A 21,814-nucleotide genomic window follows, 5' to 3' on the forward strand; every position below is an offset into this window, starting at 1 on the left:
GTGCTCGACAACGGCGCTGGCCGCGGCACCCGCATTGCCTGGATTAATACCGGTACCGACTTACGCTACAAGGTAGAGCTGGATAGGGCCATGGATATTGCCGATGCTTTTTATAACCAGCACAGTTTAGCCTGGCTCAGCCACGGGGGCATTACGCCGCCGCAACCCTTTTCAGATAAAGGCATTGCCTGGCTCCGAACCTTTGGCGGCGGTTTGGTTACCACTTGCGGCCTATCGCACGTGGGTGGCCCCGAAGCCGATGAATTTGGCGAACGTGGTTTGCACGGGCAAATCAGTAATATTCCCGCCGAAATAGAATCAATCCTGCAACCTGACCCGCTCACGGGCAACCTGCAAATGAGCATTACCGGGCGCATGCGCGAAACGCAGGTACTCGGCCCTAGCCTGGAACTAAAACGTACTATTTCCGGTACCCTGGGCCAACCCATAATAAAAATTCAGGACGAAGTAATAAACCGGGGCAATACCCCCGCGCCGCACATGCTGCTGTACCATTGCAATTTTGGCTGGCCTTTGGTCGACGAAAACACCGAAATAATTTGGCAAGGCAACTGGACATCACGCGACGCACCGAATAATAAAATATTCCGGGAAGGCAATAATTTCAAGAAATGCCTGGCTCCTACCGACGAGCATAATGGCACCGGCGAAGAGGCTGCTTTTATAGATATAACCCCCGATGCCAATGGCAATTGCACCTGCGGTTTATACAACGCTCAATTAGGCTTTGCGCTGGCCATGCGCTTCCCGAAAGAACAATTACCCTGGCTTACCAACTGGCAACACTTTGGTAAAAACGAGTACGTAACCGGCCTGGAGCCCGGCACCCATACGCCCATTGGTCAAGCCAAAGCCCGGGCGCAAAATCAACTCATTATGCTGGCACCCGGCGAAAGCCGGAAATATAGCCTGGAAATAGAGATATTAACCGACGAATTATCCATCAGCAAATTTTTAAATAATACCACAACAGCTCACTAAGAAGTATATTTTTTATGGAAACAATGGAAAAAGTAAGTTTAGCGGGGAAGGCATTAGAGCAGGGAAAAGGCATATTGCGTTTGGCGCCTACCTGGGTGCCGCGCTCATTTTGTGTACCCGGACGCCGCATTAAATTGCATCCGGATGATTATTATGTATTGGGCGGTCAGCGCGGCGGCATCGACGAGCGTTGGTTATCTTCTACCACGCCTGCTAAAAACGGCCCATTAACCGGCGAAAACGAAGGTTTAAGTGCGGTGGTTTTTAACGATGGCAACACCGAGCAGCAATTCTTATTAAGAGACGCCATTGACGAATTAAAAGGCGAAATAATCGGCGACCGTTTGTGGAACGAATACGGCGCCTGGCCCATGTATTCCAAGTTTTTCGATAATATGGGCCCGCTGCCGCACCACATTCACCACAACGATGAACACGCGGCTAAAGTAGGTCAGTTGGGTAAACCCGAAGCTTATTATTTCCCGCCGCAATTAAATAACCACGGGGGCGATTTTCCTTACACGTTCTTCGGTATTGCTCCTGGCACTACAAAAGAGCAGATTAAAGAATGTTTGCAAAACTTTACCAAAGGCGATAATAAAATAACCAATTATTCTTCGGCTTACCGCCTGGAGCCGGGTACCGGTTGGGATGTGCCCCCCGGAATATTGCATGCCCCCGGCAGTTTGTGTACCTACGAGCCGCAAAAAGCTTCCGATATTTTTGCCATGTACCAATCGTTGGTAAACGAAGCCATTATACCAGAAGAATTATTATGGGTAGGCACGCCCGATGACAAAAAAGGTGATTATGATGAACTGATGTCGGTGATTGATTGGGAAGCCAACGTGGACCCCAACTTTATGCAAAACCATTTTATGCGACCTAAACCAGTAAAAGCATTAGAAGAGATGCAAGCTGAAGGCTACATAGAGAATTGGATTTGCTACAAAAACGAGGCGTACAGCGCCAAGGAATTAACGGTGTTACCGGGCCAAACAGTAACCATAAAGGACGGCGGCGCTTACGGTTTAATTATGATGCAAGGCCACGGCAAAATGGGCGTGTGTGACATCGAAACACCAGCCTTAATCCGCTACGGCCAGTTAACCAACGACGAGTTTTTTGTAACTGAAAAAGCGGCCATGGAAGGCGTTACCATTGTAAATTATTCCTCTACAGACCCGATTGTTATGCTAAAGCACTTTGGCCCTAACAACCCGGATTTGGTTTTGTAAAAGAGCATTTAAGCTGAATATTGATAATCTTATAACTTTAAACTTATAACTTTTAACTCATTAAAATCCACCGCATATGACCAATAATAATTATCCGAAATTGCACAATGCCACCTGGCCGGGCCTGGTAGGCAAAGGCGATGGCGCTGAGCCCGTAATTCCGTTTGATACCATGCTGGAAATGACTGCCGCCGCCGAGGTAGACGGTATTAAATTCGACGGTATTGATATTGGCCTGATGGACCCGCACATCAATATCGACAGCAGCGACGATGATATTAAGCGTTTAGCCGATAAAGTAGGCAACCTAAACCTGAATATTGGCAGCATGGTAGCACCTATTTGGGGCGGTCCGGCCATGGGCAGCCCGGAAGAGCGCGCTAATTTTGTAGAAATGGTGCGTAAATCTTGCTTATTTGGTCAGAAGTTGCGTGACCTGGGCGTGCGCCCTTACGGCGTTATCCGCATCGACTCGGCCAGTTCGCCGCAAAGCTGGGCCGTAGACCCGGTTAATAATTCTAAACTAATTATCCAAACGTTTCAGCAAGCCTGCGATGTAGCCGCCGACTTTGGCGAGAAATTAGCTGCCGAAGGTGAAATTTGCTGGGCCGGTATGCATAGCTGGCGCGCCATGATCCAAACCTTAGAAGAAGTAAACCGGCCTAACATGGGCTTCCAGGCCGATATGGCCCATACCTTGTTATACCTGATGGGTTACAACAGCCCCGAAGACCGGATATTACCCGAGAACTACGATTGGAGCGACCGTACACCTTTAACCGAAGGGCTGAAGCAACTTACCGCCGCCCTCCGCCCCTGGACCATCGACTTCCACGTGGCCCAGAACGACGGTACCGTGTTTGGCTCCGGTTCGCATGATAAAACCGGCCGCCATTGCCAGGCCCTCGACCCGAACGGCAAATTAAATATTGTAGAAGATGCCGGCCACTGGCTGCGTGACGAAAACGGTAACCTGACCAAAGCTTTCCAGCACATTTGCTGGGACGGCTGTATGTTCCCGAACGATGTAATGATGAAACAGCAAACCTGGAACGATATTTTGGCTACCATGATAAAAGTACGGGAAGCCCACGGCTGGCAAGCTCCGGTAAATGTAAATGCAGAATCTTTAATTGGATAATTAGGTATGACCGCAAAAAAAGAATTAAGAATAGGATTAATTGGCGGCGGCTTTATGGGCCGCACCCACACAAATGGTTACAAGCGCGTAAGCGATTTTTTCCCGGATTTGGCTTATAAACCGGTATTAAAAGCCGTTTGTACCCGGCGCGAAGAAAAAGTTAAGGCTTTTGCCGAGCAGTGGGGCTACGAATCGTACGAAACCGATTGGCGTGCCTTAATTGCCCGCGACGATATTGATGCGGTAGATATTTGCACACCCAACGATACGCACGCCGAGATTGCCATTCCCGCCGCTGCCGCCGGCAAAATGATATTATGCGAAAAGCCATTATCGCGTACCTTAGCCGAAGGGCAACAAATGGTTGATGCTATTGAAAAAGCCGGTGTACCCAACACGGTTTGGTACAATTACCGCCGCTTACCGGCTGTTACGTTAGCCAAGCAAATTATCGATTTGGGTAAATTGGGCCGTATTTTCCATTACCGCGCCAACTTTTTACAAGACTGGACCATTAACGAAAACTTACCGCAAGGCGGTGGCAACTGGCGCCTGGATGTAGAGGCGGCCGGTTCCGGCGTTACCGGCGATTTACTGGCGCATTGCATCGATACGGCCATGTGGCTGAACGGCGGCATCACTGATGTTTCGGCGGTAACCGAAACTTTTATTAAGGAAAGAACCCACGCCGTTACCGGTCAGAAACAAAAAGTAGGTATTGATGATGCCTGTATTTTCCATTGTCATTTCGAAAACGGTTCGTTGGGCCTTTTTGAATCTACGCGGTATGCCCGCGGCCACAAAGCCCTGTATACGTTCGAAATTAACGGCGAACATGCCTCTATCCGCTGGGATTTACACGATTTAAACCGTCTGGAATATTTCGACCACCGTGATGAGTCTATTGTCCGGGGCTGGCGCTCTATTCACGTTACCGACGGCGACCAACCTTACATGGGCCAATGGTGGGTGCCGGGTCTTTCTATCGGGTACGAACACAGCTTTGTGCACCAGGTAGCCGATTTCTTAAAAAGCCTCGAAACAGGCGAGCCTTGCTCCCCTACTTTCCAGGAATCTTTAGAAACCCAGAAAGTTTGCGAAGCGGTGCTGGAATCGGCCGCTACCCGAAGCTGGAAAGAAACCGGTGTATCGGCTCAGGCTAACCTGCAAAATCAGGCCGTGAACGCGGCCGCTGTTTAAAAGCATAAACAGTAAATAAAAGGTAGCCGCTTAGAAGAGGCGAATGAATGCTACCTATAACCAGGGCTGTTGAATACGGGAGGACCCACAACCTTTCCTTTTTCAACAGCCCTTTTTGTAATATATTTTATACCAAACTATTTCACCACCTTATGCTATCCCTCCTGCAACCGCTAGCTTTACTCCCCTTTCTTTTTTTATCGCCAAATCAACCAGAAGAAAAACCCGGTGCCGTTAAATTCCGGAAACAATTTATTTCGGCCGAAAGCTTTGAGTCGGTGGGCGTATTTGATGTAAACGGCGATAAAGTACCGGATTTGGTTTCGGGTTGTTTTTGGTACGAAGGCCCGGGTTACAGCAAACGCCATTTTATTACCGACGCAAAACGCTACGGTGAATATTATGATGATTTTGCCACTATTCCGATGGACTTAAACGGCGACGGCAAACTAGATTTTGTAACCGGCGGCTGGTTCGGCGAATCGCTCCGGTGGTACCAAAACTCCGGCAACGACAAACCCTGGCCCGAACAAATTATTGCCCAGACCGGCAATATCGAAACGGTTAGGGCCTGGGATGTAGACGGCGACGGCAATTTAGAACTGGTACCCAACACGCCCGGCAAACCGCTGGCATTTTTTAAAGTTAAACCCGGCCAAAACAGTGCTCCCGTTTTTACCCGCACCGAAGTCGCCAAAACCCACGAACACGGCTTAGGCTTCGGCGATATTAACGGCGATGGCCGCGGCGATTTTGTAATTACCAACGGCTGGCTCGAAGCACCTAAAAATCCTTTAACTGATTCCTGGACGTTGCACCAGGAATTCTCTATTAGCCACGCCAGCGTACCGATTATAGTAACCGATGTAAATAAAGACGGACTCCCCGACCTGATTGCCGGAAAAGGCCACGACTACGGTTTGTTTTGGTTTGAACAACGCAAAGACCGGAAAGGCAAACGAACCTGGCTCCAGCACCCCATCGACCTGAACAACTCCCAATTCCACGAAATGCAGTGGGTAGATATTACCGGCGACGACCAGCCCGAACTTATTACCGGCAAACGCTACCGCGCCCACAACGGCAAAGACCCCGGCGCCGACGATAATTTAGGTTTATATTATTACACCTGGAACGGCGAAAGCTTCACCAAAAATATTATCAGCTACGGCCCGCTGGGCGAAGGCGTTGGCACCGGTATATTTTTCAGCATAGCCGATTTACGCGGCACCGGTCGCAAAGATATTATTGTGGCTGGTAAGCAAGGTTTGTATATTTTTTATAATGAAGGATAGATAAACATAACATAATATTACGCCCTTTCAGGGATATATTCAATGCATGGCTTGGCTCGTAGGGCTACACCCTACGCTAGGTTATCACGCCCTTTCAGGGCTAATTCTATTGAGAAAACAAAAGAAAATATCTGTTCAATAAAATTTAGCACTGGCATTTTTTACAATGCCCGCTTTAATATTATACCAGGTTTAAATTAAAGTGACGTATGATTATAAGGAGATCCGGGGATAATTTAAGACCTGCCAAGTTTAGAAATTTTATATACGTCTTCCTAATTTCAATCTGGTATTATACAAGTCTTAAAATATTCGTGCGAGCCCCGAAGGGGCGTAATATATCAGCGATGGGTGTAGCCCATCGAAAGTATTTAGTAATATTCAAAAGCCCTGAAAGGGCGAAATTTTTTTTACGAGAATCAAATATTCTAATGGGGCAATCACTGGTAAAGAACTATATCCATCTCGTATTTAGTACTAAACACCGGGAGCCCCTGATACATCCTTCGATAGAAGCAGAACTACATCGTTATTTAGGCGGTATCTGCAACAACCAGGAATGCACACCCATTATCATCGGCGGTTATACCGACCATATTCATATTTTATGTTTGCTTTCGAAGAAAATAGCTTTGGTAAAATTGGTCGAGGAGGTAAAATCGCATTCATCCAAATGGATTAAAACCAAAGGAGCTGATTATGGTAACTTCTACTGGCAGGATGGCTATGGTGCGTTCTCCATTAATCCCGGCGAGGTAAATACCGTTGTAGCGTATATTTCTAATCAGCAAGAACATCACCGGAACAAAACTTTTCAGGAGGAGTATAGGGCATTCTTAAAGAAATACCAGGTTCCGTATGATGAAAGGTATGTTTGGGATTGAATATTACGCCTTTCAGGGCTTGAAAATTCCGGCATTTATTCTTCCACCCACAGGACGGCACCCTGTGCTGGGTTATTATGCCCTTTCAGGGCTAAATAATAATTACTTCGTGGCCTGTCCTACTTAAAAATTATCCCACAAGATAAAGCAACAATTAGATAGTGCAGCGCAGCCCCCAAAAAAAGATAATTATTCTGACTTAATTCAAAATCAATAATTTACTACTGATAATACTTTAAAATAAAGAACGCTAACCGGACAACAAGTTAGCGTTCTTTATTTTAAGAATAATATACTTAATCGGTTTTAAACCAATTGTTCTTACCTAAATTACTTTTTAGTGGCGTTAGTAGTGTTGGTTGAACCCGCTGAATTTTGCGCCAGGAAAACTTTATGCTCTTTGTTACCGCCCGACATCAGGTAAGCCATTAAATCTTTCAGTTCTTCTTCGTTTAACCGGTTAATCATACCTGGCATCATGATAGAAACATTCGATATTTTGGTGCTTACCACATCTTTCTTCGGCACCTCACGCAGTTGGTCGGGTGCAAACGGGTTCTGCGACACCATGTATTTATCATTATCTTCATTTATCAGGCGGCCTAGTACAGAATTGCCGTCTTTTAAAGTAAAGATTGTAGCCGCATACTGATCTGATATTACTTTGCTTGGGTGAATAATAGACTCAAGCATGTCTTTGGCCGAGAAGCGGGTTCCCAACTGGGTTAAATCCGGGCCAACATTGCTACCTTCGCCACGCATGTTGTGACAGGAAATACACCGGGTGGCGGCAAACATAGCTTTACCTTGCTCAAAGTTACGGTTAGTTAAGCCAGCCTCTACTACGGGCAACGCGGCTTCCATGGTCCACTGGCGGCCGGGGCCTTTTGGGGCCGGGGCATTATTAGCCAAATCATTACCATTACTACTCAGCATGCCTTCGCCCGATAACGTTTTGTAATATTCCAGTTTATCCTGGGGTACATTGGCTAAGGCCATTTGCCGCGATTTATTAATAAAACCTACGTAGCTTAAGCCACCTTTGTAGTTAAAGGCACTTTTAATCCAGGTGAAATATTTTTCGTAGAGTTCGGGCGTCCAGCCGGTTTTGGCACCACCCAAAACCGTGGCGTAAAACATTTGTTGAGCTGGTGGCGCTTTGGCCAACATATTAGCAATATCTAAGCCGTATTGCGGGTTGCGCAATATTAAGCCCGAAGAAGCGGTATACATTTCCCGATTGGCTTGATCATCTTTGGCAGTGGCCATTAAAGCCATGGTTTTCTCAACTGCTCTTGGGGCGCCTATGTAAACCAATATTTTGCTTAACCCCCGATTTAATTCGTTGCTTTGCGCCGGGAAGTGAGCATCTAAATAACTGGCTACTTTTGATTTGGCGGCATCATCCGGCATACCCATCCGGACAATAACCAATTCAAACGCACGCAGCAAGTCAGATTTTTGGGTTTCCGAAAGCTGATCAAATTTAACATTTGTTAATGCCGACAGAAGCTGACTTTCGACACTCTTATCGCCGTGACGCGCTAAGGCAATAGCCGCTTGGGTTAAAGTAACCGGATCTTTTTCTTGTAATACTTTTTCCTGCCATTCGCTTACGGGCTGGTGTTCAACGGCAATACGGGCCGCGTACCGGATAAACCGATCTTCGTGCTTTAAGTAAGGCCAGGCAAATGCCACACCGCCGGCTTTGGACGGAGTGCTATGGTATTCTTCCAGTTCTTTCCGGATTTTCCGGGCTTTTTTCACATCACTAGAAACCTTTTCTGCCGCTAGTTTTCCGTTGCTAAGGGTATTGTTGCCATAAGTAACCCGGTACAAGTCAGATTCCAGCCGGCGACCACCAACCAGAAAATACATGGCACCGTCCGGGCCAATAATACCATCGGTTAATGGCAAAGGCGCACCGGATATAAATTCTTCTACATCTGCTTTATAAGACGCACCTTCGGGTTTTAAATGGATGGCATAAATAATCCCGAAACTCCAGTCAAAGGCAAAGAATGCGCGACGATATTTATCCGGGAAACGGGCATTTTTGCCGTACATAAAGTTAGTGGGCGACCCCTGACCAATATTTGTTACAGGTGGCAGGTTGTCCGCAAAAGTAGGCGACCAAGAGCTGTTACCGGTCCGCCAGCCAAATTCGGCACCGCTGGTTACGTGCAGAATACGGGTTGGTTTGTACCAGGGCATACCAAAGTCCCACTCCATATCCGAGTCATAAGCGAACAGTTCGCCTTCATCGTTAAAATCAATGTCATAGGTGTTCCGGAAACCGCCGGCAATCATTTCCCAGTTAGTACCGGTGGGGTCTATTTTGGCTACCCAGCCGGCCGGCGCATGGCGGTCAGCGGCGTGCCCCCGGGGGTCGGTTATCAACGGAATTAAATTATCTTCGCCCCAAACTTTAGGAATCCGGTAGGCATTCATTTCCGGCGGATCGGTAAAGTTACCAGCTACTACGTATAACGATTTCTTATCCGGCGACAAGCGAATGCTGTGCGGACCGTGCTCACCTTCGCCTTTTAATTGTTTTATTAAAGTTACTTTATCAAACTGATCGTCGGCGTTGGTATCTTCTAACCGGTACAGGCCGCTGGTTTTGCTAAACTCTTCGTTGCCCCGGTGGTTTACCATTACATACAGGCTGTTAAAAGCGTATAAAAGACCTTGCGCATAGCCCATGCCAACTTTTGGTTTGCCATCGGCGGTAGCCGGCGTACCCTCTACCGGAATATTTAATTTTTCTATCGTGGGCTTACCGCCACCAGCCCCTACTGCCGGCAGTTGCACGCGGTACAAAGCGCCATACTGGTCCGAAGTAATCATCCGGCCTTTGTCGTCGAAGGTCATGGCTACCCACGAGCCCTGCTGGTTTTCCGAAGGGCTATACAGGTGTTCGGCCCGGAAGCCGGCTGGTAATTTCAGTTTTGCTACTTTAGGGTCTAACGACTGGGCTGCCTGGGCATCGGCAGCCGTTTCCTGGGCATTGTTAATATTTGCCTCTTTTGCGTTACGACAGGAATTCGCAAAAAACAGCGATACTGACAACGACAGGACCACTATTAGTGGTGATTTGTTCCGATTCATACTAATTTATAAGTTTGTTTAGTTTAAAGTGGTGGATACTTAACTTTAGCAGTGTCTTTAGTTTAGTAAGTTTAAATATTTCCTACAGCACAGTTAAATAATCTCTTAAAATATAAAAGATAATTCTTATCCCTATCCTGTTGTATCCTGCCCAGCTAAATATTATTCAGATTTACAGCTAAATAACGCTAAAAAATTATTCTTTTTATACAAAATCAAATTAAAAACCTGAGCTCTTCAGGCTAATGCCAACGTTATCCGGCAACCAAGCTTTTCCTCCGGATTTAATTATTAATAATGAACCAACGCCCCTGAGCAGGGCAATATTTTCTGTTTTTTTAGGGTATAATTTAGCTCGAAAGGAATAGTTTAAACAGCTTTATCAAAATATTTACTTTTTTTAGCACCAGAATCGCGACTGTTTTTTAGATTACCAGCCATTAAGGTTTACAGCTTATATTTTTTGTAAAGTTTTTCATGCATTCAAATCTACCTTATCTTCTGGAGGTGCATAACCTTAGCAAAAACTTTTCGGGGGTAAAAGCCCTGGACCAGGTACAGCTAAAAATAAGGCCCGGCGAAGTCCACGCCCTCATGGGCGAAAACGGGGCCGGAAAATCTACCCTCATGAAAATTCTGGCCGGAATGCTGACGCCGGATAGCGGTGAAATAATATTTGAAGGCAATGCCCTGCACAGCCAGCGGGATTTAAAAATATTAAGCGCCGGTATTGCCATGATTCACCAGGAAATGCTGCTGGTGCCGGAGCTAACCGTGGCGCAGAATATATTTTTGGGTAAAGAAATCCGGAAAGGGAAAACCTGGTGGCTCGATGATAGCAGCTTAAACCAGAAAGCAACTGAGTTGCTGACCCAGGTAGGCATAAACTTAGATGCCTGCCAGCAAATGAAAAATTTAAGCGTGGCCGAGATGCAGATGGTTGAAATAGTAAAAGCTATTTCTAAAAATGCCAAAATCATTATTATGGATGAGCCCACCTCCGCCATCTCCGACAAAGAAGTAAAATCATTGTTTAATATTATCGCAGATTTAAAGGCCAGGGGCGTAGCTATTATTTACATATCGCATAAAATGGACGAAATATTCCAGATAGCCGATACCATTACAATTTTGCGCGATGGCAAATACATTCAGACCAAACCCGCCGCTGAACTGAACCATGAATCTTTGATTGCCCTGATGGTGGGGCGGGAACTGAATACCATGTTTCCGGAGCATACCGAGGCGAAAGGCCAAGTATTATTATCGGTACAAGGTTTGGGTAGCCAAGGCAAATTTGCGGATATTAATTTTGAAGTGAGCGCCGGCGAAGTACTGGGCATTGCCGGACTCATGGGCGCCGGCCGCACCGAAATTGCCCGCGCCATTTACGGTTTAGATGCGCCCGACACCGGAAATATTTTTATTAGAGGACATAAAGCCACTATTAAATCGCCGCAGGATGCCATTAAAAACCGCATTGGGTACGTAAGCGAAGACCGGAAGGCAATTGGGCTGGTGCTGGGCATGTCGGTGAAAGAAAATATTACCCTGGCCAGCCTGAAGAAGCACCAACGAGGCTTTTTTGTAAACGACGAAAGTGAGCGCACCGCCGTAGCCAACATGATAAAAACGCTGCGCATCAAAACGCCGCATCCCGATCAGCCGGTGAAAAACTTAAGCGGCGGGAACCAGCAAAAAGTGGTAATTGCCAAGGTTTTGCTCTCTGCACCCGAAATTATTATCCTGGACGAGCCCACCCGCGGCATAGATGTGGGGGCCAAATTCGAAATATATAAATTGGTAAAAGATCTGGCCGCGCAGGGCCTGGCTATTATTATGATTTCGTCGGAGTTGCCGGAAATATTAGGCATGAGCGACCGGATTCTGGTGATGGCCGAAGGCAAGCAAACCGCTACCCTGCACAAAGCCGAAGCTACCCAGGAATTAATAATGCAGTACGCTATGCCGCAATAGCGCTTTATCCCAAATATTCACCACATGAAAGACACAACCACCAACCTGACGCAAAACGGACCAAGAATTAATTTAAATATTGGCAAATACGGTCTTTTGTTGGCGCTTCTATTATTGTGCACCGCCTTAACCATTATTACGCCTAAGTTTTTAACCCTGCCCAATATTATGATTATTGTTACGCAGGTTACCATTAATGCGCTACTGGCCTTTGGTGTCACGTTTATTATTATAACCGGCGGCATCGATCTTTCGGTGGGTTCGGTGGTGGCGGTTACGAGCGTGGTTACGGCCACTTTTGCCCGCGCCGATAATTACCCGCTGGTAGTACCGCTGACAATGGGTTTACTGGTGGGCCTGGCTTTTGGGATGCTGAACGGGTTAGCCATTACCAAAGGCAAAGTACCGCCCTTTATTGTTACTTTAGGCACCATGACCATTGGCCGGGGCCTAGCCCTGATTCTGAGCAAAGGCCGCCCTATTTCTAATTTATCGGATAGTTTTAATTACATTGGCAGCGGCAGTTTATTAGGTATCCCGTTGCCTATTTTAATATTAATAGTGGTTTTTATCGTCTGCACGCTACTCTTAAGAAAAACCATTATGGGCCGCTACGTGTATGCGGTGGGCGGTAACGAACAGGCCGCCCGCGCCTCGGGTATTAATGTAAATAAAGTAAAGCTGTTTGTGTATACGCTGGGCGGTGGCTTGGCGGCCTTAGCCGGTATTATTTTAACGTCCCGCATTTCTACCGGACAGCCCAACGTGGGCATTGGTTTTGAACTAAGCGCCATTGCGGCCGCTATTATCGGGGGCACCAGTACTTCGGGCGGTGTAGGCACCATTACCGGCACCTTGCTGGGCGCCCTATTAATTGGCGTTATCAGCAACAGCCTCGATTTACTCAATGTTAGCTCTTATTACCAGCAAGTAGTCATGGGCCTCATTATTATTGGTGCCGTGCTGCTCGATAGTTTAAATAAGAATAAAGGGAATTAAGCAATTTATTTTTAGATATTTGATATAAGATATTGAATAATAGTGCTTCGTTTATAAAAGTAAAAGCTCCTTTGTGAGTATATAGGAACTGTTAAAATAACGTTGTTTAGCGGGAAAAGAGAAAAATTAAATCTACCCATTAATTTGCTGCTGAAAAGCAGTAACTACTGGCAGACTACATCAGTTTGGGCGATAAGGGCCTTTTGGAAGATGCTCTTCTGGATTTCTGGTGCACAGCATTCCGAGGTACGAGGAAAAGAAATATCAACCGCCCGAATGACCAAACGGGGCCTCGCGGCCTTGAGCAAACTTAGGCTAAAGCTTACCATTAGCACTTGGGCATTGAAAGATGCAATCTTTCAAAATAAAAAAAATATGATTTCTCCACAAGGCTAGTTTAAGTAGCCACAGGAGCAATTATTCTGCTACAAGGATGAATATTATTTTTTAGGGGTAAAACCTGTTTAGTGTATCAAGATTGGCAAATAATTTAACCCAAGCCATAGTGGCCCAGGAAAGAAAAAGACCAAGGCTAATGGATTGGCGGTGATAACACCACCAATGGCAGGGGATTTTTCGATTTTTCTCTATATACTAAACAGCTTCGGTATTCAATATCTTTCTAACGCTATTTATATTTCAAAACTTAATAGTTCTTTATAATAAAACTTATGCACCACAAACTGTTAAAGAAAACCTCATTTGCTGCTTTGTTTACCGTTATCCTGTTCTCTGGCTGTAACCGCGGACAAACCGATGAAAAAGGCGGCGAAGAACTGGTAATTGGCGCCACCATGCTGAGTATGCAAAACGAATTTATTGTAAACATTGCCGACGAGATGCAAAAGGAAGCCGACAAACTAGGCGTGGAATTGGTGTCGGTAGATGCGGAGCGCTCGGCTTTAAAGCAGGTAGAGCAGGTAGAAAGCTTTATTGCGCAGGGCGTAGATGCCATTATACTGAACCCCTGCGAAGTAGAAGCCAGCTCGGCGGCCGTGCAAAAAGCAAAAGCAGCTAATATTCCCATCATCAATGTCAACTCTGCTACCAGCGCCACGCCCACTGCTTTTGTAGGCTCCGACGATGTAGAATCCGGCCGCATTGCCATGAAACACATTGCCGAAAAGCTGGGCGGCAAAGGCAATATATTTATTATTCACGGCTACATGGGGCAAGCCGCGCAATTACAACGCGATAAAGGGGCGAAAGAAGTTTTAAAAGAATATCCTAATATGAAGCTGGTAGCCGAACAAACCGGCGAGTGGGACCGCGCCAAAGCTATGTCGCTTACCGAAAACTGGATTCAATCGCACGGAAATAAAATTGACGCCATCTTTGCCCACAACGACGAAATGGGCATGGGTGCCGTAAAGGCTCTCGAAAATGCTAACTTAAACGATAAAGTTGTGGTGGTTAGCATCGATGCCATTGCCGATGCGGTGCAGGCTGTTAAAAAAGGCCGCTTAGATGCCACTGTATTTCAGAATGCCCAGGAACAAGGCGGCAAAGCCATCCAAACAGCAGTAAAAATAGCCAAAGGCGAAAAGTACGAGAAAGAAGTAATGGTACCTTTTAAATTAATTACCCAGGCTAATGTGGCCGAAATTGCCAACTAAGGTTTAGAAAAGCTACAGTAGATTCCTAAAACGATACAATGGACGAATTTAGGATAAGAATATTAGATCAATATTGGATTACCAAAGATACTGATAATAAAACAGACCTTTGCTCGCATGGTTTAATTGACCTTAAAATAAATGGCATTACCATTTCTGATGAGAATGACGATGACTGGACAATAAGTACAGCGGGATTAATGCTTCTTCGAACTGTAGAAGAAGATCATCATGTTGATGACATTTACCCAATTATCCAGCATTGTGGCCAGTTAGGAATGATTGGCTGTCCGGTTAGCATCGACTGGACAGTAATCCACCAAAACAATATGGTAATCATAAAAGATATTAAGAAACATCCAACTACAGATGAGAATGATGTTATATTTTACAAAGATTTAGAAGCCGCAATTGATAAAAAAAAGTATACCAGAGAGGTAGTACGGTTCTGCGATTCGATAAAAGAGTTTTTCAAGGGAAAGACCAGAAACTTTCAAGATAACTATGAGCAACAAGAATGGATATGCTTCTGGCAAGAGTTCGATAAATTATTGGATAAACACCGGAAAAGTTTAAGATTGTTATAGACTAATAAACCTGTTCCGCTCAATTTCATGCCTCAAATACCGGGACCTTTTTCCTCGAGTAGCATTATAAGGCTTTAAATATTTATTGCCTTGGTCCCTAGTAGGTTAAAAAGAGAGATAGTACACTGCTTTTTTCTTCACCAGAACCCTCTCCTAGACCCAACTTTCATAAAAATTTTAGAAAACTTTTAATTATTTAACTTTTTATTCTTACATTAAGGGTTATTAGTTTGCCGCTCACCCTAATTCCGGCATTTTTTGCAGGAATATCCGCTTTTTTGAAATTTTATCAATTACATAAAATCACAAGATTACGCTTATAGAAACTTTTATTTAGGTTTAATTAAAATTGCTTTGCTGATGACCAGAAGGCTATATTATTATCTGGGAATAATTACAGTTATCGGTTTAGGACAGGCTTGTAATTCCGGGGCCGCCTACCAGGCGTCGGAAGAAAAGCTGCCCGAAAAAATCAGCTATAACTTCGATGTCCGGCCCATTTTATCGGATAATTGCTTTGCCTGCCACGGGCCGGATGCGAACAAACGAGAAGCCGGTTTACGCCTGGATATTGCCGAAGAAGCCTATAAAGCCCTGGCTGAGAACCCCACCGCCCATGCCCTGGTGCCGGGTAAACCCGAATTATCGGCCGTATTTCAGCGTATTACAAGCCAGGATACCGCCATGGTAATGCCACCGGTAGGTTCTAACCTGAAATTAACCTCCCTGGAGATCGCGCTTATTCAGAAATGGATAAAGCAGGGCGCCAAGTACGAACCCCACTGGGCCTTTGTGCCCCCTAAAAAACCCGCCTTACCCCAGGTTAATCAAAAAGATTGGCCCCGCAATGCGGTCGATTATTTCGTTCTTGAAAAGCAAGAGCACAAAGGCCTTCAGCCAAACCCGGAAGCCGACAAAGAACGCCTGCTGAAGCGGGTAAGCCTGGATTTGATTGGGTTGCCGCCTACGATTGAAATGATGGACCGCTTCCTGGCCGATACCAGCACCAATGCTTACGAAAAAATAGTGGATGAACTGTTGCAGAACCCGGCTTACGGCGAAAAAATGGCGGTTCATTGGCTCGATGTAGCTCGTTACGCCGATTCGCACGGGTTTCAGGACGATGGTTACCGCACGCAGTGGCCCTGGCGCGACTGGGTAATTCATGCCCTGAACAAAAATATGTCTTATAAAGATTTTATTACCTGGCAACTGGCCGGTGATTTAATGCCCAATGCCACCAAAGAACAAATATTGGCTACCGGTTTTAACCGCAATCACAAAATAACCGAAGAAGGCGGCGTAGTAGACGAAGAATACCGCGTAATGTACGTGAGTGACCGCAGCGATACTTTTGGCAAGTCTATAATTGGCGTTACCATGGAATGCGCCCGCTGCCACGACCACAAATACGACCCTTTCTCGCAAAAAGAATATTATCAGCTCTACGCTTTTTTTAACAATGTAAAAGAAGTAGGCATCGAATCGGTAATTGGCGGCCCGGAAACTTACGCGAAAAAACCGCTGATAGAAATCAGCAACGAAGAGGTAAAGAATATACTAACCTTTATTAATAAACAAGATACCAGCAGGCTGATTGTGTCGGTAATGGGCGACCTGGATTCTTTGCGCCGCACGCATGTACTTAACCGCGGCGCTTACGATGCTCCCGGCGATGAAGTGCAGGCCGGTACGCCCAAGTCCATTTTGCCTTTCAGCAAACAATATCCTAAAAACCGGCTGGGCCTGGCGCAATGGTTATTCGACCAAAAAAATCCGCTTACCGCCCGCGTATACGTAAACCGGGTATGGCAGGAATTTTTCGGTAAAGGTCTGGTAAAAACTTCCGGCGACTTTGGCATGCAGGGCGAACTACCCTCCCACCCGGCTTTGCTCGACTGGCTGGCCGTAGATTTCCGGGAACATGGCTGGAATGTAAAGCGCCTGGTGAAGCAACTGGTTACCTCGGCCACTTACCGCCAATCGGCCGTAATATCGCCGGAAAAGCTAAAAGCCGACCCGGATAATATTTTTCTGGCGCGGGCACCCCGTTACCGCATTCCGGCCGAATTTGTACGGGATTTAATTTTGGCCAGCAGCGGCTTACTAAATAAAACCATTGGCGGACCTAGTGTTAAACCTTACCAGCCCGCGGGCCTGTGGGAAGGCGCTACCTCCGGCCGCGGCCTGCTTTCGATTTATAAACAAGACCACGGGGCCAGCCTGTACCGCCGGGGCATGTATACTTTAATAAAACGAACCGTACCGCCGCCCAGCATGAGTATTTTTGATGCCAGCAACCGCGACCAGTGCGAAGTAAGAAGATTAACCACCAACACGCCGCTGCAGGCCTTAATCATGCTGAACGACCCAACCGTATTGGAGGCTTCGCGGGTACTGGCCGCCCAATTATTAGCCCAAAATAATTCCCCAACCGACAAAATCTTAAAGGCTTTCCGCACCATTGTTTGTCGGCAACCCAATAAAAAGGAAATAGAACTCTTAAGTAATTATTACCAGGCAGAGCTAAAAACCTTAAATAATGCCATGGCAGAGAAAAGATTAGCTGTGGGCGAATACCCGTTGCCGGAAAAAGCAGATAAAGTTAAACTGGCCGCCCTGATGCAGGTAGTAACCACCATTTATAATTTAGAAGAAACCTTAGCCAAATCCTGATTGATGGAAAAAGAAATATTGGAACACGGCTTTAATTTTAACCGCCGCCACTTTTTGTCCAAACTCAGTTTAGGGTTGGGCAGCGTAGCTTTGGGCTCTTTGTTAATTCCGGATTTATTTAAAGGCAGCGGTATGGATGAATCTGGTTTAAGCCCAGGCATTCCGCACTTTGCGCCCAAAGCCAAGCGGGTGATTTACTTGTTTCAGAATGGCGCTCCTTCGCAACTGGAATCTTTCGATTACAAGCCTAAACTACGGGAAATGTGGGGACAGGAAATACCGGCCTCGGTGCGGGGCAACCAGCGCCTAACCGGCATGACCGCTAACCAGGCATCTTTTCCGTTGGTCGGTTCTTTTATCGATTTTAAGCAATACGGCGAGTCGCGGGCCTGGATCAGTAATTTGTTTCCGCATACCGCCAAAATTGTGGATGATATTTGTATTGTAAAGTCGATGTTTACCGAAGCCATTAACCACGATCCGGCCCTAACTTTTGTGCAGACGGGTTCGCAGCAAGGTAACCGGCCCAGCATGGGCGCCTGGCTGAGTTACGGGCTGGGCAGCGAAAACAAAAATTTACCGGCCTTTACGGTACTGCTTTCCCGCGGTATCGGCAACGGGCAAGGTGTATATTCCAAACTCTGGACCAATGGCTTTCTTGATTCTATTCACCAGGGCGTGCAGTTTAGCAAAGGCGATGACCCGGTGCTTTACCTGAAAGACCCGGAGGGCCTAGACCGGCAAGCCCGCCGGAAAATGCTGGATAATATATCGGAACTAAACCATTTGGCTTACCAGGAATTTGGCGACCCCGAAATTACTTCTAAAGTGCAGCAGTACGAAATGGCATACCGCATGCAAACGGCCGTACCCGAAGTAATGGATGTTTCGAAAGAGCCCGACGATGTTATAAAACTGTACGGACCGGATTGCCTGGTGCCGGGTACTTTTGCCGCCAACTGTTTGCTGGCTCGTAAATTATCTGAAAACGGGGTGCGGTTTGTGCAACTATACCACCAGGGCTGGGACCAGCACGGTAATTTGCCCTACGAAATTACGAGCCAGGCCAAAGACGTAGATCAGGCCTCGGCCGCTTTGGTTACCGATTTAAAACAAAGGGGCCTGCTCGACGAAACGCTGGTAATTTGGGGAGGCGAATTTGGCCGCACCAGCTACAGCCAGGGCAAACTGACCAAAGACAACTACGGCCGCGATCATCATCCGCGTTGCTTTAGCATCTGGATGGCCGGCGGCGGCGTGAAGCCCGGCATTGTGTACGGCGATACCGATGATTTTGGCTACAACGTCATCAAAGACCCGGTGCACGTCCACGATTTTCAGGCCACGGTTATGCACCAATTAGGCTTAGACCACGAAAAACTGGTATTTAAACACCTGGGCCGCCGCTACCGCCTCACCGATGTGGCCGGCAAAGTAGTAAAAGATATCCTGGTGTAAATAAGTTGTAAGTAATAAGTAGTAAGTGAAAAATGAAGCGAAATAAATTAACTGCTCATTTGCTACTAAAAAATGAGATAACGCGTTTGCTGGCGCAAGTGTTAAGCGGAGCGTCACTTGTGCCTTTCTATGATGTAAAGTCTCTGACTTTACTCAGGCCGGAGGCCTGAAGAAACCTTCACGAGCGAGGACGCTCGCGAAAGTAATATTTGCTCTTTGTTGTTTAGGCCGGCTGACGATATAAATCCTTTAACCAACAATAAATAAAAAAATTCTTCCCTCTTCCACCATGAACAGCAACCTGCGGGGTTATGCCGAAAATCTACTTTTTGCTTTTAATATTTTCATTCTATTCTTAGTTGTTTTTGAAAGCAAAATAACTGTACCAATCTGGCTGCAGCCCATAGGCAGGATGCATCCGTTGCTGCTGCATTTCCCGATTGTGTTGCTGCTACTGGCCATGATACTGGAGTTTTTCCGGTTTAAGACCCAATACCGTACCCAGGAATTTTATGAAAGCTTTACTTCTAACTTATTTCTGGCGGGCATCCTGTTCTCGGCAATAACCATTTTAATGGGCCTGTTTCTATCGAAAGAAGGCGGGTACGAAGGCGCGGCGCTGCAATGGCATAAATGGCTGGGCGTAGGACTGCTGTTTTTTACTTCTTTTATTTACTGGAGCCGGAATGCCCGCTGGTACAACGACCGCGCCGCCAAAGCCGGTGCCCTGCTTACTACCTTTTCGCTCATTTTTGTCGGGCATTATGGGGCGGTACTCACCCACGGCGAAAACTTTATTCTGGAACCCATTACAATTGCCGATACCCCCACGGTGCCGCTGGAAGAAGCAGTTGTTTTTGACCATGTGATTCAGCCTATTTTCGAAAAGAAATGTATTAGCTGCCACAACCCCGATAAAGTAAAAGGCAAATTAATGCTGAATAGTGCGGAATCGGTGCAAAAAGGCGGCAAAACCGGTAAATTATTTGAACCCGGCAAACCAGCACTGAGTTTGCTCCTGCAACGGATTTATTTGCCTTTAGAAGATAAAAAGCACATGCCACCAAAAGGCAAAGCGCAACTCACCGCCGAAGAAAGCACTATTTTAAATTTATGGATTAAGGGCAATGCCGAGTTTGATAAAAAAGTAATTGATTTACCTGCCCAGGATTCGCTTCGATTATTAGCGGCAAGTTTCTTAAAACCAACAGAAGCATTTGAGCCAGCCTATTCCTTTGCCGCCGCCAGCGATAAAACCATACACAAACTAAACACCAATTACCGGGTAATTGCACCGCTAGCTAAAGAATCGCCGGCCCTGACAGTAAACGTGTATAACAAACAGGCTTACTCCGCTAATACCCTGGCCGAGTTGAAAGAAGTAAAAGAGCAAATTATATCGCTGGATTTAAACAAAATGCCGGTAAAAGATACGGATGTAAAAAATATAGGCCAGTTCCAGAACCTGCGCCGTTTAAACCTGAACTTTACAGATATTACCGGCCCCGGATTAGCCGATTTAGTTACTTTAAAACACCTCGAAAGTTTGTCGCTGGCCGGCACCAAGATTCGGTTTAAAGATTTGCAAAAACTACTACCTGCTTCTAAAAGTTTAAAAACAATTGTTTTATGGAATACCGCTTTCACTACTGCCGAAATAGCCCAATTACAAAAGGCCTATCCGGCAGTTAATTTTATTTCGGGCTTTAAAGCCGATGACACTAATTTAATTAAACTTAATCCGCCACAGCTTAAAAACAGCGCTCCTATTTTCCGGCAAACCATGAACTTGCAGTTGCATCACCCTATAAAAGGCGTAGATATCCGGTACACGACCGATGGCAGCGAACCCGACAGCATTCATTCGCCAGTATTTAAGCCCGGCACTATCTTAGCTGACATGACAACCTTGAAAGCCAAAGCTTTTAAAAGCGGTTGGCTGGGCAGCGAGGTAGCTGTATTTAATTTTTACCGCAGCGCCTTTAAACCTGATAGTGTGCGTTTGGTTTACCCGCTTAACCGCGTACACCAAGCCAACGGTGCCAAAACGTTCTTCGACGGCGAATTAGGTACGTTTAACGCCAATAGCCCGGCCTGGGCTAATAATTGGGCCGGCTTTTATAATAACCCAATGGAATTAGTTTCTGAATTTAAGCAGCCGGTTACCGTATCGGCAATAGCTATGAATATTCTAATCGAATCAGAGAATAATATTTTTCCGCCCGCCTTGGTAGAAGTTTGGGGGGGAACTACCCCAGATAAGCTGCAATTACTAACAACTTTCACCCCAGACCAACCGCAGGAAGTAAAAAAACCAATCATCAAATTAATAGAAGGCAAGTTTAAACCGCACCAGGTTTCTTACCTTAAAATAATGGCCAAACCTTTACCTGAATTGCCGGCGTGGCACCCTCGCAAAGGAAAACCGGGCTTACTCCTGATTGACGAAATATTTTTAAATTAATAAAAAATACAAGCTATAGCTTTAAAATTCCACAAGTATTTTCCCAAAGTTTAATAGATCCATTCAGTATATTTATAACAGTAGTACAAAATTTAAATTTTTCTTAAAGAGCAGGATACAGCAGGATAGTTGGCTTTTACTTAATTTCTATATTAAGATTCAATTA

At 46.0% G+C, this 21,814-nt stretch carries 14 protein-coding genes; 13 read left to right on the plus strand and 1 reads right to left on the minus strand.

Annotated elements, in window-relative coordinates:
• The 6 genes from ACO1R6_RS12015 to tnpA all read left to right on the plus strand — a co-directional run.
• On the plus strand, positions 1–1,002 hold a 1,002-nt coding region (locus ACO1R6_RS12015; RefSeq protein WP_486265048.1), incomplete at its 5' end, for an aldose 1-epimerase family protein.
• Positions 1,003–1,016: 14 nt separating this feature from the next.
• A complete protein-coding gene (locus ACO1R6_RS12020) occupies positions 1,017–2,240 on the plus strand; it encodes a class I mannose-6-phosphate isomerase (RefSeq protein ID WP_486265050.1) in 1,224 nt (407 codons plus the stop codon).
• 76 nt (positions 2,241–2,316) lie between these two features.
• The gene (locus ACO1R6_RS12025; RefSeq protein ID WP_486265052.1) at positions 2,317–3,381 is read left to right on the plus strand and encodes a sugar phosphate isomerase/epimerase family protein; all 1,065 of its coding nucleotides are present in this window, start codon (positions 2,317–2,319) and stop codon (positions 3,379–3,381) included.
• A gap of 6 nt (positions 3,382–3,387) precedes the next feature.
• Positions 3,388–4,581: a Gfo/Idh/MocA family protein gene (locus tag ACO1R6_RS12030; RefSeq protein WP_486265054.1), complete on the plus strand. Its 1,194-nt coding sequence runs from the start codon at positions 3,388–3,390 to the stop codon at positions 4,579–4,581.
• Positions 4,582–4,733: 152 nt separating this feature from the next.
• Complete coding sequence (locus ACO1R6_RS12035) at positions 4,734–5,876, plus strand: FG-GAP repeat domain-containing protein (RefSeq protein WP_486265056.1); 1,143 nt, start codon at positions 4,734–4,736, stop codon at positions 5,874–5,876.
• 431 nt (positions 5,877–6,307) lie between these two features.
• Positions 6,308–6,760: an IS200/IS605 family transposase gene (gene tnpA / locus ACO1R6_RS12040; RefSeq protein WP_486265057.1), complete on the plus strand. Its 453-nt coding sequence runs from the start codon at positions 6,308–6,310 to the stop codon at positions 6,758–6,760.
• A gap of 330 nt (positions 6,761–7,090) precedes the next feature.
• Here the strand turns inward: tnpA and ACO1R6_RS12045 are convergent, their stop codons facing one another.
• On the minus strand, positions 7,091–9,871 hold the full coding sequence (locus ACO1R6_RS12045) for a c-type cytochrome (RefSeq protein ID WP_486265059.1): 2,781 nt from the start codon (positions 9,869–9,871) through the stop codon (positions 7,091–7,093).
• 477 nt (positions 9,872–10,348) lie between these two features.
• Here ACO1R6_RS12045 and ACO1R6_RS12050 point away from each other — a divergent pair, with 477 nt between their 5' ends.
• The 7 genes from ACO1R6_RS12050 to ACO1R6_RS12080 all read left to right on the plus strand — a co-directional run bounded on the left by ACO1R6_RS12050 (position 10,349) and on the right by ACO1R6_RS12080 (position 21,648).
• Positions 10,349–11,848, plus strand: a complete 1,500-nt coding sequence (locus ACO1R6_RS12050) for a sugar ABC transporter ATP-binding protein (protein ID WP_486265060.1) — start codon at positions 10,349–10,351, stop codon at positions 11,846–11,848.
• Between the two features lie 24 nt (positions 11,849–11,872).
• Positions 11,873–12,847 carry an ABC transporter permease gene (locus ACO1R6_RS12055; RefSeq protein WP_486265062.1) on the plus strand — a complete coding sequence of 325 codons (975 nt, stop codon included), beginning with the start codon at positions 11,873–11,875 and terminating at the stop codon, positions 12,845–12,847.
• 671 nt (positions 12,848–13,518) lie between these two features.
• Positions 13,519–14,463 (plus strand): sugar ABC transporter substrate-binding protein, encoded by a 945-nt coding sequence (locus ACO1R6_RS12060; RefSeq protein WP_486265063.1) that lies wholly within the window; start codon positions 13,519–13,521, stop codon positions 14,461–14,463.
• 38 nt (positions 14,464–14,501) lie between these two features.
• Positions 14,502–15,050 (plus strand): hypothetical protein, encoded by a 549-nt coding sequence (locus ACO1R6_RS12065; RefSeq protein ID WP_486265065.1) that lies wholly within the window; start codon positions 14,502–14,504, stop codon positions 15,048–15,050.
• A 360-nt stretch (positions 15,051–15,410) separates the two neighbouring features.
• Positions 15,411–17,726 carry a PSD1 and planctomycete cytochrome C domain-containing protein gene (locus ACO1R6_RS12070; RefSeq protein ID WP_486265067.1) on the plus strand — a complete coding sequence of 772 codons (2,316 nt, stop codon included), beginning with the start codon at positions 15,411–15,413 and terminating at the stop codon, positions 17,724–17,726.
• A gap of 3 nt (positions 17,727–17,729) precedes the next feature.
• The gene (locus ACO1R6_RS12075) at positions 17,730–19,184 is read left to right on the plus strand and encodes a DUF1501 domain-containing protein (RefSeq protein ID WP_486265069.1); all 1,455 of its coding nucleotides are present in this window, start codon (positions 17,730–17,732) and stop codon (positions 19,182–19,184) included.
• 289 nt (positions 19,185–19,473) lie between these two features.
• Complete coding sequence (locus ACO1R6_RS12080; RefSeq protein WP_486265070.1) at positions 19,474–21,648, plus strand: c-type cytochrome domain-containing protein; 2,175 nt, start codon at positions 19,474–19,476, stop codon at positions 21,646–21,648.
• The last annotated feature ends 166 nt before the right edge of the window (positions 21,649–21,814 follow it).

It is taken from the genome of Adhaeribacter sp., assembly GCF_057359045.1.

What these genes read in the sequence shown, in the direction of transcription:
- ACO1R6_RS12080 (WP_486265070.1), top strand. Translation starts at nt 19,474, where the DNA reads ATGAACAGCAACCTGCGGGGTTATGCCGAAAATCTACTTTTTGCTTTT.
- ACO1R6_RS12035 (WP_486265056.1), top strand. Translation starts at nt 4,734, where the DNA reads ATGCTATCCCTCCTGCAACCGCTAGCTTTACTCCCCTTTCTTTTTTTA.
- ACO1R6_RS12045 (WP_486265059.1), bottom strand. Translation starts at nt 9,871, where the DNA reads ATGAATCGGAACAAATCACCACTAATAGTGGTCCTGTCGTTGTCAGTA.
- ACO1R6_RS12070 (WP_486265067.1), top strand. Translation starts at nt 15,411, where the DNA reads ATGACCAGAAGGCTATATTATTATCTGGGAATAATTACAGTTATCGGT.
- ACO1R6_RS12025 (WP_486265052.1), top strand. Translation starts at nt 2,317, where the DNA reads ATGACCAATAATAATTATCCGAAATTGCACAATGCCACCTGGCCGGGC.
- ACO1R6_RS12075 (WP_486265069.1), top strand. Translation starts at nt 17,730, where the DNA reads ATGGAAAAAGAAATATTGGAACACGGCTTTAATTTTAACCGCCGCCAC.
- ACO1R6_RS12055 (WP_486265062.1), top strand. Translation starts at nt 11,873, where the DNA reads ATGAAAGACACAACCACCAACCTGACGCAAAACGGACCAAGAATTAAT.
- ACO1R6_RS12065 (WP_486265065.1), top strand. Translation starts at nt 14,502, where the DNA reads ATGGACGAATTTAGGATAAGAATATTAGATCAATATTGGATTACCAAA.
- tnpA (WP_486265057.1), top strand. Translation starts at nt 6,308, where the DNA reads ATGGGGCAATCACTGGTAAAGAACTATATCCATCTCGTATTTAGTACT.
- ACO1R6_RS12050 (WP_486265060.1), top strand. Translation starts at nt 10,349, where the DNA reads ATGCATTCAAATCTACCTTATCTTCTGGAGGTGCATAACCTTAGCAAA.
- ACO1R6_RS12030 (WP_486265054.1), top strand. Translation starts at nt 3,388, where the DNA reads ATGACCGCAAAAAAAGAATTAAGAATAGGATTAATTGGCGGCGGCTTT.
- ACO1R6_RS12020 (WP_486265050.1), top strand. Translation starts at nt 1,017, where the DNA reads ATGGAAACAATGGAAAAAGTAAGTTTAGCGGGGAAGGCATTAGAGCAG.
- ACO1R6_RS12060 (WP_486265063.1), top strand. Translation starts at nt 13,519, where the DNA reads ATGCACCACAAACTGTTAAAGAAAACCTCATTTGCTGCTTTGTTTACC.